The organism is Mesorhizobium sp. WSM4829 (assembly GCF_055811475.1).
This window is the reverse complement of sequence record NZ_JBVVQJ010000050.1, coordinates 1-15,554: the sequence shown is the minus strand read 5'-3', so window position 1 is coordinate 15,554 and position 15,554 is coordinate 1. Positions and strand designations below refer to the sequence as shown.

At 63.4% G+C, this 15,554-nt stretch carries 13 protein-coding genes, 1 pseudogene and 1 riboswitch; of the genes and pseudogenes, 4 read left to right on the top strand and 10 right to left on the bottom strand.

Annotated elements, in window-relative coordinates; genetic code table 11:
- Window positions 1–176: 176 nt before the first annotated feature.
- The gene (locus AC0L17_RS30745; RefSeq protein ID WP_473518524.1) at window positions 177–1,271 is read right to left on the bottom strand and encodes an alkene reductase; all 1,095 of its coding nucleotides are present in this window, start codon (window positions 1,269–1,271) and stop codon (window positions 177–179) included.
- A gap of 60 nt (window positions 1,272–1,331) precedes the next feature.
- The gene (locus AC0L17_RS30740) at window positions 1,332–2,153 is read right to left on the bottom strand and encodes an SDR family NAD(P)-dependent oxidoreductase (protein ID WP_473518523.1); all 822 of its coding nucleotides are present in this window, start codon (window positions 2,151–2,153) and stop codon (window positions 1,332–1,334) included.
- Window positions 2,154–2,228: 75 nt separating this feature from the next.
- Between AC0L17_RS30740 and AC0L17_RS30735 the strand changes: the two genes are divergently transcribed.
- Window positions 2,229–2,792, top strand: a complete 564-nt coding sequence (locus tag AC0L17_RS30735) for a TetR/AcrR family transcriptional regulator (RefSeq protein WP_473518522.1) — start codon at window positions 2,229–2,231, stop codon at window positions 2,790–2,792.
- Window positions 2,793–2,966: 174 nt separating this feature from the next.
- A complete protein-coding gene (locus AC0L17_RS30730; RefSeq protein ID WP_473518521.1) occupies window positions 2,967–3,506 on the top strand; it encodes a CAP domain-containing protein in 540 nt (179 codons plus the stop codon).
- Window positions 3,507–3,575: 69 nt separating this feature from the next.
- Here the strand turns inward: AC0L17_RS30730 and AC0L17_RS30725 are convergent, their stop codons facing one another.
- The 7 genes and pseudogenes from AC0L17_RS30725 to AC0L17_RS30695 all read right to left on the bottom strand — a co-directional run bounded on the left by AC0L17_RS30725 (window position 3,576) and on the right by AC0L17_RS30695 (window position 12,621).
- Window positions 3,576–6,263, bottom strand: a complete 2,688-nt coding sequence (locus AC0L17_RS30725) for an EAL domain-containing protein (RefSeq protein WP_473518520.1) — start codon at window positions 6,261–6,263, stop codon at window positions 3,576–3,578.
- A 260-nt stretch (window positions 6,264–6,523) separates the two neighbouring features.
- Window positions 6,524–8,053 carry a DHA2 family efflux MFS transporter permease subunit gene (locus AC0L17_RS30720; protein ID WP_473518519.1) on the bottom strand — a complete coding sequence of 510 codons (1,530 nt, stop codon included), beginning with the start codon at window positions 8,051–8,053 and terminating at the stop codon, window positions 6,524–6,526.
- 13 nt (window positions 8,054–8,066) lie between these two features.
- Window positions 8,067–9,245 carry an HlyD family secretion protein gene (locus AC0L17_RS30715; protein WP_473495038.1) on the bottom strand — a complete coding sequence of 393 codons (1,179 nt, stop codon included), beginning with the start codon at window positions 9,243–9,245 and terminating at the stop codon, window positions 8,067–8,069.
- Window positions 9,242–9,739, bottom strand: coding sequence for a MarR family winged helix-turn-helix transcriptional regulator (locus tag AC0L17_RS30710; protein WP_473495045.1), 498 nt, complete (start codon window positions 9,737–9,739; stop codon window positions 9,242–9,244). Before AC0L17_RS30710 ends, AC0L17_RS30715 begins: the two co-directional genes overlap by 4 nt.
- A gap of 80 nt (window positions 9,740–9,819) precedes the next feature.
- Window positions 9,820–10,835: pseudogene (locus tag AC0L17_RS30705) on the bottom strand (FecCD family ABC transporter permease).
- Between the two features lie 29 nt (window positions 10,836–10,864).
- Window positions 10,865–11,812: an ABC transporter substrate-binding protein gene (locus AC0L17_RS30700; RefSeq protein WP_473518518.1), complete on the bottom strand. Its 948-nt coding sequence runs from the start codon at window positions 11,810–11,812 to the stop codon at window positions 10,865–10,867.
- Entirely contained in the window at window positions 11,809–12,621 is an 813-nt protein-coding gene (locus AC0L17_RS30695; RefSeq protein ID WP_473518517.1) for an ABC transporter ATP-binding protein, read from the bottom strand. The genes AC0L17_RS30700 and AC0L17_RS30695 overlap by 4 nt, the downstream gene beginning before the upstream one ends.
- An 87-nt stretch (window positions 12,622–12,708) precedes the next feature.
- Window positions 12,709–12,913: riboswitch (cobalamin riboswitch) on the bottom strand.
- Window positions 12,914–13,178: 265 nt separating this feature from the next.
- Here AC0L17_RS30695 and AC0L17_RS30690 point away from each other — a divergent pair.
- On the top strand, window positions 13,179–14,012 hold the full coding sequence (locus AC0L17_RS30690; RefSeq protein ID WP_473518541.1) for an AraC family transcriptional regulator: 834 nt from the start codon (window positions 13,179–13,181) through the stop codon (window positions 14,010–14,012).
- A gap of 177 nt (window positions 14,013–14,189) precedes the next feature.
- Here the strand turns inward: AC0L17_RS30690 and AC0L17_RS30685 are convergent, their stop codons facing one another.
- Window positions 14,190–15,125: a bifunctional helix-turn-helix transcriptional regulator/GNAT family N-acetyltransferase gene (locus AC0L17_RS30685; protein WP_473518516.1), complete on the bottom strand. Its 936-nt coding sequence runs from the start codon at window positions 15,123–15,125 to the stop codon at window positions 14,190–14,192.
- 250 nt (window positions 15,126–15,375) lie between these two features.
- On the opposite strand from AC0L17_RS30685, the gene AC0L17_RS30680 reads away from it, so the two are divergent.
- Window positions 15,376–15,554: co-chaperone GroES (locus AC0L17_RS30680; RefSeq protein WP_352553634.1), on the top strand; the 179-nt coding region annotated here is incomplete at its 3' end.

The window sequence follows — 15,554 nt, the reverse complement described above, 5'->3', positions numbered from 1 at the left end:
CCAAGCGCTGATTCGATCGGGCGTGGAAACAATCCACGCCCGGTTTATTTGGCCGCCAGGATTGCGCTTATGTCAGGCAGGCGGCCTTGCCGCCACCGTCACCGCTGAATGCCACGCCATTTTTGCAGAACTTGACGCACACAACTATGGCCGCGCGGGCGCGGCGCTCCATTGGCTCATGGCCGGCCTGGAGCGGCGATCGCGGGATAGTCGGTATAGCCGGCGGAGCCGCCGCCATAGAGCGTCGCCTGATCGAACGTGGCCAGCGGCGCGCGCGTCTGCAGCCGTTCCACAAGGTCGGGATTGGCGATGAACGGGCGCCCGAAGGCGAACAGATCCGCCTTGCCCTCGGCGAGCCGCGACGCGGCGAGCTCGAGGTCATAGCCGTTATTGGCGATATAGGTGTTGTTGAAGCGCCGACGGAGCGATCCGAAGTCGAACGGCGCGACATCGCGCGATCCGCCCGTGGCGCCCTCGACGACATGGATGTAGACGATGCCCAAAGCATCGAGTTGATCGACGATATAGTCAAACTGCGCCTGGGGAGCGCTGCTCGAGACGCCGTTGGCGGGCGAGATCGGCGAAATCCGGATGCCGGTGCGCTCAGCGCCGATCTCCTCGACCACCGCAGTCGCCACCTCCAGCATCAGCCGGGCGCGGTTCTCGACCGACCCGCCATAAGCATCCGTGCGGAGGTTGGCACCGTCCTTGGCGAACTGGTCCAGCAGATAGCCGTTGGCGCCGTGAATCTCGACGCCATCGAAGCCGGCCTCGATGGCGTTCGCAGCTGCTTTGCGGAAATCCTCCACGATGCCCGGCAATTCATCCAGTTGGAGTGCGCGGGGCTCCGAAACGTCGACAAAGCCGTTGCCGACGAAGGTCTTGGTCGCGGCCCGGATCGCCGAGGGCGCGACAGGCGCGGCGCCGTTCTCCTGCAGGTCGACGTGCGAGACGCGACCGACATGCCAGAGCTGCAGGAAAATCCGCCCGCCCTTGGCGTGCACGGCGTCGGTGACCTTGCGCCAGCCGCCGATCTGAGCCTGGGAGTAGATGCCGGGGGTGTCCTGGTAACCCTGTCCCTGCTGCGAGATCTGCGTGGCCTCGGAAATCAACAGGCCGGCCGACGCGCGCTGGCCGTAATACTGTGCGGCGAGATCGCCTGGAACGAAGCCCGGGCCGGCGCGATTGCGCGTCAGCGGCGCCATGACGATACGATTGGAGAGGGTCAGCGAGCCGAGAGTATAGGGCTCAAACAGCGTTTTGCTCGTCATAGGTCACCTTTGTTTGTCCCCGCCGCGGCGGGTCGTTTATCGAAACGGGTTCGTTGATGCTCAGGCGACCGTGCGATACCGCTCGGCGGGATGTTCGTTCCGATAGTTCGGAAGCATGGCCTGGCGTGCGGCCTGAAGCGCATCCCACTGCCCGGCATCGGGTAGCGGCGGGATGGTCACCAACTCGCGGCGGTCGAAGCCGACCAGCGCCGCATCCACCAGATCGTCGACCTCCATCACGCTGGAAAGCGTGTTGACGTCGGCCCCGATATGTCCCCAGATCTCCGTTCGCGTCGTAGCGGGAAGCACGGCCTGGACGTAGACACCCTTCGGCGCGAGCTCGAGGCTGAGTCCCTGCGACAAAAACAGCACGAAGGCTTTGGTTGCGCCGTAGACCGTCATGCCGAACTCCGGCGCCAGGCCGACCACGGAGCCGATGTTGACGATCGCCCCTTCGCCGGCCGCCGCAAGACGCGGGGCGATGGCGCTGGCTAGCCGCAGAAGCGCGGTGGTGTTGAGCGCGACCAGCCGCGCGACGTCGTCGGTGCTCTGCTCGATAAAGCTTCCGCCGATGGCCGTTCCGGCATTGTTGACGAGGATCCCGATGCGGGCGTCTTCGCGCAGCCTCGTCTCTACCGTTGCAAGCTCGGCAGCCTGCGTAAGATCAGCCTGGATGATGTCGATCGCCACGCCATTTTCCTGACTTAGACGGGCCGCCAGAGCCTCCATTCGTGCCGTGTCACGGGCAACCAGCACGAGGTCGTGCCCGCGGCGCGCGAAGCGCTCGGCATAGGCGGCTCCGATGCCGGTGGAGGCGCCGGTTATGAGGACTGACGGAATGGTCATGGCATTGCTCTTTTCGCTGATGGACTCTATATTCATGACGATCATCATGATTGCATTCTAAATATGATAACCATCATGTAAATGTCAACGGCGCCGGCGGAGGATTTTGAAATGAAGGTCAGTCGGGAACAGATGGCGGAGAACCGCCGCCGAATTCTGGATGTTGCCAGCCGGCTGTTTCGCGACAAGGGGTTCGACGCGGTCAGCGTGGCGGAGGTGATGAAAGCCGCTGGGCTCACCCATGGCGGCTTCTATGGCCATTTCAGCTCGAAGGACGACCTGATCGCCCAAACCCTTGCCGATGTCCTCGCCGCGGACTCAAGCGGAGGGGGCGACCTTCGCGCCTATGCAGATGCCTATCTTTCGCCCCGGCATCGCGACAATGCCGCCGGTGGTTGCCCGACAGCGGGCCTTGTTGCGGACATCCGCCATCAGACCCCGGCTGCACGCTCGGCCATGACCGAAGGCCTTCGCTCGCAGATCGACCGTATCGGCAAGGCGCTGCCGGAGTTGGATCCGGCAGACAGACGCCGCACAGCGATCGGATGCTGGGCAGCGATGGTGGGGGCAGTGATCCTCGCCCGGGCTATCGACGATCCCGCGCTTTCGGATGAAGTTCTGGAACAGACGCGTGCCTGGATCGATACCGGGATCAGCCAGGTGTCTGCCAGATAGCCGCCGGGAGCGCCCTTGAGCAATGCGGCTACCGGCGGTGGTTGGGCGGCAAGCTTGGAGACTATCACGCCGCAGCGCGCATCAGCGGGGTTCGCGGACGGCTAAGGGGGCAGCGAGCGAGATTTCTGAACGCCTGCCCGGCAAAAGCCACTATTGCCGCTATGTCAGGCAGGCATGACGCTCGCCGACACCGCCAATCAACCATCCCTAGAACCCCGCCCTGACGAAACGCGCCCGACGCCAAACAGGCGAATGCTGCTTAGGGCCATCGGCCTTGCCGCGCTGGCCGGGCTTGCCGCTTGTGCCACTGTGCTGCCCACCGGCGAAGGCGCCGGGGTCTCCGCCTCCGCCGTCGGCACGCTGGCGGGCATCCGCGCCTCAGCCGGGCTCGAACCGCTTGTCCCCGACCCTAAGCTCGAACAGGCAGCCCTGCAGCAGTCCGGCTATATGGCGCGCGGCGGCCGCATGACCCACTCGACCGGCTGGGGCAAGGGATTTGCCTTGCGCGTCAAGGGCAACGGCATTGCCGGTGCTGCCGCCGAAAACATCGCCGAGGGCCGTTTCGATCAGCAGAAGCTGTTCGACATCTGGATGCATTCGGCCGGCCACCGCCGCAACATGCTCGACCCGCGCTTCACCCGCTTCGGTCTGGCCTATGTGCGGGACGGCCGCGACAGCTCGCGGCGTTACTGGAGCCTTGTCCTGGGCAAATAGCAACGCGGGCACAGGGCAATCGGCGCTGGCGGCAATGCCGCCTTGGCTGAGGAGATCATGATCGACCCATCAATCCATGGGTTCGCCACTGAGCATTTTCTCGATGTCGGGGGCCGAAACCGGTTCGCTGAAATGATAGCCCTGCATTTCATCGCAGTTGTTCTTGCGCAGGAAGGCCACCTGATCGTCCGTCTCGACGCCCTCGGCAATGACCCTCAGATTCAGATTTTGACCCAATGATATTACGGCGCTGGCAACAGCCTGGTCGTTTTCGTCAGCAGCGATATCGTTGATGAACGACTTGTCGATTTTCAGCCGCGCCACTGGAAAGGACTTGAGCGCACTGAGGCTGGAGTAGCCTGTTCCGAAATCGTCGATCGAGATCTGAACGCCCAGGTTTTGCAGCTGATTCATCGTTGCGACCGCCAGGTCGATATCCTGCATGATCAGGCTTTCGGTCACCTCCAGCTCGAGATATCTGGCCTCCAGACCGCTGACTTTCAGGGCATCGGCGACGCGGCCGATCAGGTTTTTTTCCCTGAATTGCCGCGTCGACACATTCACGCAGACGGTCATCGGCGGCAGGCCGGCATCCTGCCATGCCTTGTTCTGCCGACAGGCCTCGTGCAGGACCCAATCGCCGATCGGCACGATCAGACTTGTCTCCTCGGCCGTCGGAATGAAGGCGGTCGGTGCCAACATGCCCCGCGTCGGATGATTCCAGCGTATTAATGCTTCGACGGCAAAGACGTGGCCCGACCGAAGATCGACTTGCGGCTGGTAGAACAGCGTGAATTCCGAACGGGCCAGGGCGTTACGCAAGTCCTCCTGAAGCACGAACTTCTCATGCGCTCTGGTGTTGAATTCGGGAGCGTAGAACTGGAAATTGTCGCGGCCGAATTCCTTGGCGCGATACATGGCCGCATCGGCATTGGCCAGCAGCGTGTCGGGGTTGGTCCCATCCTTGGGGTAGCTGGCGATGCCGATACTGGCCGTCGCCCTCAGCCGATGTGCTCCGAGCTGAACCGGCTCTGCAATCGCCGCCCGAATGGCTTGCAGGGTCTCGGAGATGAGATCGACATTCGTCGGTTGATCGAACAGAACGACGACGAATTCGTCGCCACCAAGCCGCACGACCGTATCGGTCGCCCTTACGCGCTCGACGATACGGCCAGCTACGGTCTTCAACAGCTCGTCCCCGGCATTGTGGCCAAGCGTGTCGTTGACGAGTTTGAAATTGTCCAGATCGATGAACACCACCGTCACCCAGCGATCGTATCGCTGCGCGTAGAGGATCGCCTGCGAAAGCCGGTCCTCGAGCAGAGCGCGATTGGGCAGTCCGGTCAGCACATCATGGTTGGCCATGAAGTGGATCCGATCTTCGGCCAGCTTGCGCTCGATGGCGATCCCGGCAATACGCGTCGTGAAATCGATGAGCCGGGTCTCGGCCGCGGTCGGCCCGCGCACGGTCGTCGAGTACATGGCAAAGATGCCCAGCACAGCGCCCTGGTGCGACAGGATCGGGGTCGACCAGCACGAACGGTAGCCATAGGCCGCCGCCAATTCGCAGTGATCGTGCCAAAGCGGGTCGTGCATGATGTCCGCGACAATGACCGGCTCGCGCCGGAAGGCAGCGGTTCCGCAGGATCCCATTTTGGGGCCGACGGCGATCCCGTCGATGGCGCTCGTATAGGCCTTTGCCAAGCTCGGCGCGGCGCCGTGCCGCAAGTGGCTGCCATCCTTGTCGAGCAACAGGACGGAACCGAATATTCCCGTCAACTGAGACTCGGCGAGGCGCATGAGGCAGTCGAGCACATCTTCGAGCGGGGCGCTCGTCGCGATCATTTCCAGTATCTGCGCCTGCCCGTCTCGAAGGGTGTCCGCCTGCTTGCGGGCGGTGATGTCGTGGGCGATGCCGACCAGACCGAAGATATCGTTTTGAACATTGCGCAACGGCACCTTCGTCGACGAAAACCATTTGCCGGCGCCTGACGCATCGACAACGAACTCTTCCTCATCGATCATCGGCTGTCCGCTGCGCAGCACGCCTTGCTCGATGGCGCGAAACTTCTGCGCAAGCTCGGGGGCATGAAGATCGAAATCGGTCAAACCGATCATGTCACTGGTTTTGGCCTTGCCGCTGTCGGAAGCAATGGCCCTGTTGGCGACGACGAAGCGGCTTTCGGTGTCCTTCACCCACAGGTAGTCGGGCACCCAGTCGATCAGCGTTTGCAGCGAGATGCGCTCGTCGACGATCAGGCGATTGGCGGTGAGCTCCGTTATGTCCTCATGCGTGGCCACCCATCCGCCGTCAGGCATCGGCTGATGGCAGATCTGAATTGTCCGGCCGTCGGTGAGATTGGCGGTCCAGTTTCTCAAGGTCGTGCCCGAATTGACCGCCCGGGCGAATGCGAGATAAGCGTCGCTGGCCATCGCGGAAGTCCCGGCAGCGATGCGGCGTTCGACGATTTCGCCCAGCGTCCGGCCGGGACGCAAGTGTTCGGGTGCGATGCGGTAAATTTCCGCATAGCGGCGGTTGCACAGGATCAGCCGTTCAGCGGCGTCGAAAAAGCAGATGCCTTGCGAGATGTTGTCGATCGCCGTCTCGAATCGCAGCGCCTGTTGCTCAAGTGTTGCGATCGTAGCCCTGAGTTCGCGCTCGAGCGTCTCGTACGAGGAGCCCGCCAGTTTGGCCAGCGTGGCATGCTCGGTCGGTTCGGGCGCCTGGGCGGCTTGCCTCGATGGTTTCGTGACCAAACACAGTTCCTCCGGTTCGGCGCCTGGCGCAAAGCAAGGAAAGCTCGCTGCAAGCTAAGCGACCGCATAGTGGTCCAGATATACTAATGGCGTGTGAACCGGGTCGATGCCGACCGGGGCATGGATAGCCAAAATTTGAGTGCCGTTTCTCTGGTCACGACTTCGGCTTTGGCATCGGATGCAGAACCATCGCACATGATGGCCGATCCTGCCGGTGAAATCTCGGCAGGCGGTTCGGCCCGCTGCGCCGGTCCCAGAGGTCAGTCCATAGGCGCGGCGGGTGCAGCCGCTGAAGCCTTCTGCGGCTTGCGCAGCAGGAGGACCAGCGGGAAAGCCACCAGCGTCACCACCATCATCAGCTTGAAGTCGTTGATGTAGGAGATCATCAGCGACTGCTGGTTGACCAGTCCGTCGATCTGCGACAGCGCCGCCGGATCGCCGCCCGCCGCCGCCGGCGAGGCCGCCCACAGGTTGGGGTTGAACGGATTGATATAGGCCGAGAGCTCGGCGTGGTTGATCTGCGTGTTGCGCACCAGCATGACCGAAACGATCGAGATGCCGATCGACGAGCCGATGTTGCGCACCAGGGAAAACAGCGCCGTGGCGTCGGTGCGGAAGCGCACATCGAGCGTGGCAAAGGCAATGGTGGAGAGCGGCACGAAGACCAGGCCCAGCCCGAGGCCCTGAATGACGCCCGAAGTCAGGATTAGCCAGTTGTCCATCTGCGGCGAGAAGCCCGACATCGTGTAAAGCGACTGCGCCGTGAGCCCCAGTCCGATCATCACCAGCAGCCTGGCATCGATCCTGTGCATGATGCGCCCGACGACGAGCATCGAGATCATCGTGCCGACGCCGCGCGGCGCCATCACCACGCCGGTGGTGATGGTCGGGTAGCCGAAGATCGTCGACAGCATCGGCGGCAGCAGCGCCAGGCTGGCCAGAAGGATGACGCCGATGATGAAAATGAAGACCAGTCCGGTCGCGAAATTGCGGTCCAGGAATATCTTCGGGTCGATGAACGGGTTTTCGGCGCTCAGCAGATGAATGGTGAACATCCAGAAACCTGAAATGGCGAGGCCAAGCTCGATCCAGATCTCGGCCGAGGAGAACCAGTCGGCATCGCCGCCACGGTCGAGCATGAGCTGCAGCGCGCCGACGCCGAGCGAGAGCATGGCAAAGCCGAAGAAATCGAAGCCGCGCACGCGTCTGGCGATGTTCGGCAGGTAGGCGGCCATGCCGAGAAAGGCGATGATGCCAATCGGCAGGTTGATGAAGAACACCCAGCGCCAGTTGAAGCTCTCGGTCAGCCAGCCACCCAGCGTCGGGCCGATGATCGGCCCGACCATGATGCCGGCGCCCCAGATCGCCATCGCCTGGCCGTGGCGTTCCTTCGGGTTGATGTCGAGCAGGAAGGTCTGCGACAGCGGCACGATCGCCGCGCCGAACACGCCCTGCATCAGGCGGAACAGCACCATGGTCTCCAGGCTCCATGCCACGCCGCATAGCATGGAGAAGACGACGAAGCCGACCACCGCCGTCAGGAACAGCTCCTTGCGCCCGAAGCGGTCGGCCAGCCAGCCGGTCACCGGCGTCACGATGGCGGCGGCAACGATGTAGGAGGTCAGCACCCAGTTGATGGTGTCGGCCGACGCGCCAAGGTCGCCGACCATCGACGGCAGAGCGACATTGGCGATGGTGGTGTCGAGCACCTGCATGACTGTCGCCAGCATGATCGCAATGGTGATCAGGCCGCGATGCGGCACTTCGCGAAAGGCTTCTGGCGTGCTCATGACGTTGAGGCGTCTATTGCGCTTCACCCGCCGCGGCGTGGCCGAAGATGCTCGGAAGCCCGCGGGAAACGCCGGTGTCCACCGTGACGGTCGCGCTCATGCCGGTGCGCAGCGCCATCCTGGCGTCGGCATCGGCCAGCTGCAGGCGCACCGGAATGCGCTGGGTGACCTTGACCCAGTTGCCGGTGGCGTTCTGGGCGGGCAACAGCGAGAACTCGGCTCCGGTGCCAGCGCCGATCGCCTTGACGGTGGCTTCGAACGTCCGGCCCGGGTAGGTGTCGACCACGATTTCAGCCGTCTGGCCGGGCTTCATATTGGTGAGCTGGGTTTCCTTGAAATTGGCATCGATCCAGGTATCGCCGGTCTCGACCAGCGAAAACAGCGGCGTACCCGAGCCGACATACTGGCCGACCTTGAACGAGGCAGCCTGGCTGATGATGCCGTCGGCCGGCGCCCTCACCGTGGTCTGCGCCAAATCGTAGGCAGCCTTGTCGCGCGTGGCGAGCGCCGCCATCACGGTCGGATGCCTGTCGGTCTCGATATCGGGATTGCCGCCAAGGCCCGCCTTGGCGCTGAGGATGCCCTGTTCGGCCACGGCCAATTGCTGCTTGGCCTTGTCGAGATCGTTCCTGGCCTCGTCCAGCGACGACTCGGCGTTGATGCCCTTGCGGGCCAGGTCGGCGGCCCGGTCGTATTGCGACTGCGCATAGTCGACCTGGCTGGCGTCCGACTTCTCCTGCGCTTCCGCCTGGCTATAGGCCGCACGCAGCTGCTCGACATTGAGGCGCGCGCCGGCCACCGCCGCGTCAGCTTGGGCCAATGCGATCCGGTAAGGCTCGGCATCGATGGCGAACAGCACGTCGCCCTGCTTGACGGACTGGTTGTCGAAAATGTCGACTTGGACGATGCGGCCGGCCGTATCGGCGGCGATCGTGACCTTGGCCTGCTGCAGATTGGCGTTCTCGGTCTCCTGGTAACGGCCGCCGGTCACCCAGACGTAGCTGCCGCCGGCGATCAGCGCCACCGGGAGCGCCGACATCAAAAGCATGCGGCCGGCACGGCGCTTCTTCTTCGGCGCCACCGGCGCCGGCGCTAGCTGCGGAGCGGCCGTAACCGGAGTTGCCGCCGGCTGCGCGGGAGCTTCCAACTCCAGCTTGGTCGCATTCTCATCTACCTTGGCTACCGCGTTCATGCTGCTGCGCCTTCTGCACTCTCGACTTTTTCGCCACTCTCGACATTTTCGCCCGGCGCCGGCTCGCCGTCCGCCAGGTTCCTGGTCATCGTCTCCAGTGCCTTGATCAGGACGCGACGATCTTGCGGCGACACGCCGGCCAGCGATTCTTCATAGACTTCGCCAGCAAGGCTCTTGATCTCAGCGTAGGCCTGGCTCGCCTTGGCGGTCGGGAAGATCATGCGGACGCGGCGGTCGGCGGCATCGGCGCGGCGCTCGATCCAGCCGCCCTCCTCCATGCGGTCGACCAGGCGCGACACGCTGATCGGCTCGATCTCGAGAAGCTCGGCGAGCCGGGCCTGGGTGATGCCTTCTTCCTTGGCGACGCGGACCATCAGCCGCCATTGCGCCGAGGAAAGGCCGAGCCCGCTGGCGCGCGCCTCGAAGCGCTTGCGCATCAGGCGCTGCACGTCGTGGATCAAAAAACCCAATCTGTCGATGCCGTCGGAAACCATGAGCGGCATATATTATAAGCGTGCTCACTATTCAAGACGCGGCATTGTGCCAGAAGCCGGCAAGTGTGCATGGCAGCCCATCATGAACGATTGCGAATGAGCATGGTGACCACGAAGAAAGCGCCGACCGAACTGGTGATGATGCCGATCGGCAGTTCCTGCGGCGGCAGCAGCGTGCGCGCCAGAAGATCGCTTGTCAGCAGCAGCATCGCTCCGAAGAGGGCACAGCTTGCAATCAGGCGCAGATGCAACGGGCCGGCCAGGGGCCGGGACAGATGCGGGATCATCAGCCCGACGAAACCGATGACACCTGCGACCGAGACCAGGATCGCCGTCGAGAAGGCAGCGACGAGAAACGCCGTCCTGCGCATCCGCACAACCGGCACGCCCAGGCTTTCGGCAGCATTCTCGCCGGCCAGGAAGGCGTCGAGCTTGCGATGGTTCCACAGGCCATAAGCAAGAATGGTGCCCGCGCCAAGAGCAGCCAGCCCGACATTGTCCCATCGCGCCAGGCCGAGCCCGCCCATGGTCCAGAACAATACCGAGTGAGCGGCGCGCTGGTCTCCGGCGAAGACGAGATAGTTGGTCAGGGCGATGAACATGACGAGACGGCAAGCCCGGCCAGTATCAGCCGTTCGGGGCCTTGCCCCCTCACCCGCGAAACCAGCAAAAGCACGATGCCGGCGGCCAATATGCCGCCGGTGAAGGCAGCAACCGGCAACGTCCAGATGCCGAAACGGTCGCCAAAAATGGTGATGACGGAAACAGCGCCTGCCCCGGCACCGGAGGACAGCCCGAACAGGAACGGATCGGCGAGATCGTTTCGGGTTACCGTCTGCAGCAGCGCGCCGATGACGCCCAGCCCGGCGCCGACACAGATCGCCATGATCGTGCGCGGCAGCCTGAGATCGACAATTATCTTGGCGACCGGGATATTGCCGACCGGGATATTGCCCACCGGACCGGGCACGAGATCTCCGTCCAACCCGGCCGCATGTCCGAGCGCAGCAATCACGTCGCTCAACGCTATGACCGTCGATCCATAGGCGATCGACAGCAGAGCAAGAGCGGCGATTGCTGCCACTCCTGCTGCCATGGCCAATTCGAACGCCCTGTGGCGCAAGCTCAGAAGGCTTCCGGGTGCATCGCGCCGGCGATCTTGCCGATCGCCTCGATGTTGGCAGGTCCGGGGGTCAATTCGGCATAGCGCAGCGCGACGAAGCGCTCGTTCCTGACCGCATCGGTCTCCTTCATTGCCGGATGGACTTTGAGGAAGTCGAGCAGTTTCCTGTAACCGCCGCCGTCCTGATAGTCGAGCAGGATCAGGAACTGCGGATTGCGGGAAGCGACCGTTTCCCAGTCCGTGTTGCCCCAACTCGTCTGCATGTCGGCCATGATGTTGTCGCCGCCGGCAGCGGCGATCATGGCGCTGGGGATCGCGAACTTGCCTGATGTGAAGGGTTTGTCTTCGCCGGAGTCGTAGAGAAACACCCGCGTCCCCTCGCGGTCGCCGACCTTTGCCGTGATATCGGCGAGTTGCGCTTTCCAGCCTGAAACGAGTTTTTTCGCCTCGGCTTCCTTGCCGAAAATCCTGCCCAGCTTTTCGATGTCGCCGTAGAGCAGGTCCATCGAGGCGGCGGGGCGGTTGTTGTCGAGATGGATGCAGCTTTCCGTCAGCACCAGCGTCTTGATGCCGTGCGGCGCCAGCGTATCTGGCGTTACCTCGCCGCCCGGCTTCATGCCGTAATACCAGCCGGCGAAGAAGAAATCGGGCTCGACTGCAACCAGGTTTTCGAGCGTCGGGTATTTCGGCGCAAGTTCCGGAATCGCGCCCTGCCCGGCCTTGAATTCCGGACCGACGTTGTACCATCCGGTGATGCCGGTCAGGCCGACGATCGACGGTTGCAGCCCCAGCGCGAAGGCCATCTCGGCCATGTTCATATCCTGGATGACGGCGCGCTTCGGCGCGGCGTCGAACGTCAGCGGCGTGCCGCAGCTGTCGACTGTTACCGGGAAAGCGAAGGCGGTCTGGGCAAGCAGGAGAGAGGCAAAAGGCAATGCGAGGCGTTTCACGGGTGTTGCTCCTTGGTTAGATCAGAAGAGGCACGGTTCGGGACTTCGAACACCGTGAGTTCGCGGTCTTCGGTCGGATGGCGCAGCCGAAGCACGTCGACGCCGAAAATCTCGCGGATCAACTGCTTGGTCAGCGCCTCGCGCGGACCGGCGAGTGCCTGCAGGCGGGCCTCGTTCATCACCGCGACCCTGGTGGCAAATGGCGTGACCAGCGACAGATCATGCAGCACCGCCACGACGGTCATGCCAAGCTGCGACACGAGTTCGAGAAGTTCGCTGCGGGCGCGCGGATCGAGATGATTGGTCGGTTCATCGAGGAACAGGATTTTCGGCTCCTGGGCGACGGCGCGCGCCAGCTGGGCGCGTTGCCGCTCACCACCCGACAGCGAGCCGATCGTGCGGCCGAGCAGCGGCAGCAGGCCGGTTCTGCGAAGCGCTTCGACGACGACGTCGCGTTGCTCGCTCCTGCGTCGCCAGCCGGCATGCGGGACCCGCCCAAGTCCGACGTAGTCGATCACGGCAAGCCGCGGATCGGGCTGATCGGTCTGGCCGACGACCGCCATGTGCAGCGCCCGCTCGGCGGCCGGAAACGTCTCCAGCCGGCGTCCGGAAAATCTCACATCTCCCGCGCTCGGCCGCAGCGTGCCGCAAAGCATGCGCAGCAGCGTCGTCTTGCCGGCGCCGTTGGGGCCGATGATAGCGAGGCGGTCTCCCGCCGCGACCGAAAGGCTGACCGCACTGACCAGGCGCTGGCCATTCGCCGTGGCGCTCAGTTCACGCGCTTCAAGAAGAGGCTGGCAGGCGTCCAACTTACCGTCACTTTCTCAATGGCGACGGAAGGAAGCTGGACCGGCCAACAAGACCGATGTCCACGTCTCCTCCCGGCACACCCCGTCCGGTCAACTCGTGCGATGGCAGGTCTCCTGGCTCGCGGGTCCTTGCGCCATCCTGCCTTCCCAGCCTTGCCGGCCAGTGGCATTTTCGGATTTTGCTCGCCGCTTACAGTTGCGGGGGCAGCCACGGCCTCGATCCGAAGATCTCACCGTGTTCCCTTTTCACCCCTCGCCTTTCGGCTTGAGGACCATCAGTCAGCCACCCTAGTTTTCCGCCAATCCCAGCGCAATAAGTTTCCGGGGTTCGGAGTGCCCCGCGAGCAATGGTCTTGTCAGAACGAGCATACCGAATCCCGTAATGTAATAACGTTACTACTTAAAAGACAACGCCTGCTCCCGTCAAGCCCTTCGCCCAACGCCTTCGACTTGCCGACCAGCGTCGCATTGCGCGGTGCGCAATTTCGATCAAACTGCCTCCACCAGGAAGCGATACCATGACCTGGCCAATGCGCAGTCCCACAGCAAGGAGCCATATGAACCCGACCGAGAAAGCGCTGTGGTTCGTCGAAAGCCATCTGCCGGAGGCCATCTCCCTCGACGATGTCGCCAACAGCAGCGGCGTGTCGCGCTTTCACGTGACGCGGGCTTTCGGCGCGGCGACCGGCCGTTCGGTGATGGGCTACCTGCGTTCTCGCCGGCTGACCGAGGCGGCGCGCAGGCTCGCCGCCGGCGCACCGGACATCCTCTCGGTCGCGCTCGACGCCGGCTATGCCTCGCATGAGGCTTTCACCCGTGCCTTCCGCGACCAGTTCGGCACCACGCCGGAACTGGTGCGCGCGCAAGGCTCGCTCAAAAACCTCGATCTCGTGGAGCCGATCCTGATGGACCAGTCCTTCCTCACCAATCTCGAGCCGCCGCGTTTCGAAACCAGCCGGCCATTCCTCATCGCCGGTCTCGGCGAGCGCTACAGCTGCGAAACCAGCGCCGGCATCCCGATGCAGTGGCAAAGGTTCGGCCCCTATATCGGCAACATTCCAGGCGAGGTCGGCGACATCGCCTATGGCGTCTGCGTCAACGGCGACGATGCAGGCAATTTCGAGTATATCGCCGGCGTCGAGGTGTCCGATTTTTCGGACCTGCCGAAGGAGTTTTCGCGCGTACGCGTGCCGGCGCAGAAATACGCCGTGTTCGCCCATCGTGACCACATCTCGACCATCCGCCGCACGGTCAACACGATCTGGAACAAATGGCTGCCTGCCTCCGGGCACAAGATTGCCGACGCGCCCGAGTTCGAGCGCTACGGCCCCGAATTCGATCCGCGCAGCGGCAATGGCGGGCTGGAAATCTGGATACCGGTCAAAGGGTGAGGAAGGGCCTCCGCCTTATCTTGCCTTCTCCCCTTGTGGGAGAAGGTGGCCGAGCGAAGCTCGGTCGGATGAGGGGTGCTCCAGCTTGGCACCGCCGGCACTCCGGCCAACACCCCTCATCCGTCTCGGCGCTGCGCGCCGATCCACCTTCTCCCACAAGGGGAGAAGGGAAAAATGCTACAACTCCAGGTTCCAGTTCTGGCCGACCAGATTCTTGCCGAAGGCGTGGTGGCGTTCCTGATTGGCCAGCTTGAACCCGGCCGCCTCGTAGATGCGGCGCGCTGAGGTGAGCACGTCGTTGGTCCACAGCGTCAATTTCTTGTAGCCCTTGGCACGGACAAAGCCGATGCATTCCTCGACCAGCCGCCTGCCGATGCCGAGACCGCGCGCCGAGGGTTCGACATAGAGCAGGCGCAGCTTCGCCACCGCGTCCGACTGGCGCACGAGAAAGACCGAGCCGACGACTTCCCCTTCCCGCTCGGCGATCCAGCTGCGTTCCCATTTCGGATCGTAGGATTTGACGAAGGCGCCGAGGATTTCGGCGACCAGCGCCTCATAAGTTTCGTCCCAGCCATATTCCTGCGCATAGAGCAGGCCCTGGCGATGGATGATCCAGCCGATGTCGCCGACCTGCAAGGACCGCAGCATGTAAGGGACCCTGGGCTCTGCACTCTCGCCCAGCAGGCGCTGCACCGTCTGCATCGCCTTGACCAGCCTGTCCTGCTCCGGTGCGGAAAGCCGGTCGAGCAGGGCCGCGACCTGATCGTGCGAACCCTGGTTCAGCGGCGCGAACGCCGCTCTTCCCGCCGGCGTCAGTGCAATCGACGAGCGCCGAGCATCGGCTTGCGTCGCCACGCGCTCGACCAGGCCGCGCTCCTCGAATTTTTTCAGCAACCGGCTGAGATAGCCGGGGTCGAGACCGAGATCGCGCGCAAGATCGGTGGCGGTCGGGCCATCGCGATGCGCCAGTTCATAGAGCACCCGGGCCTCGGTCAGCGAGAAGGCGCTTTTCAGCAGCCCTTCGTCGAGCAACCCGATCTGGCGGGTGTAAAAGCGGTTGAAGCCCCGCACTGCATCGATCCGCTCCCTGCCGGGTTGATGATGACTCGTCATGGCATCCTCCTGCCCGCACAAGATCAACCATTTAGTTGACTCAGTCAAGTATCAGTTCGAAGCAGGCTGCGGCTGTCGATCAGCTCACTCAGCGCCTTGACTCTCGCCAGCCACCGGCTTATCTCACCGCCACGTTAGCACTCGCCATTGGTGAGTGCTAAGCGTAGGTCCGGCGCCGCCGGGCTTATAGGTTTGTCCGGCGCCGCCGGACGGAGGAACTATTCTCACCATTCTCACCGAGGAATAAAAAATGGCAAAGTCGAAGTTCCGCCCGCTTCATGACCGCGTGGTCGTACGCCGGGTTGAATCCGAATCCAAGACTGCCGGCGGGATCATCATCCCCGACACGGCGAAGGAAAAGCCGCAGGAAGGCGAGATCATCGCCGTTGGTTCCGGCGCCCGTGACGAAGCCGGCAAGCTCGTCCCGCT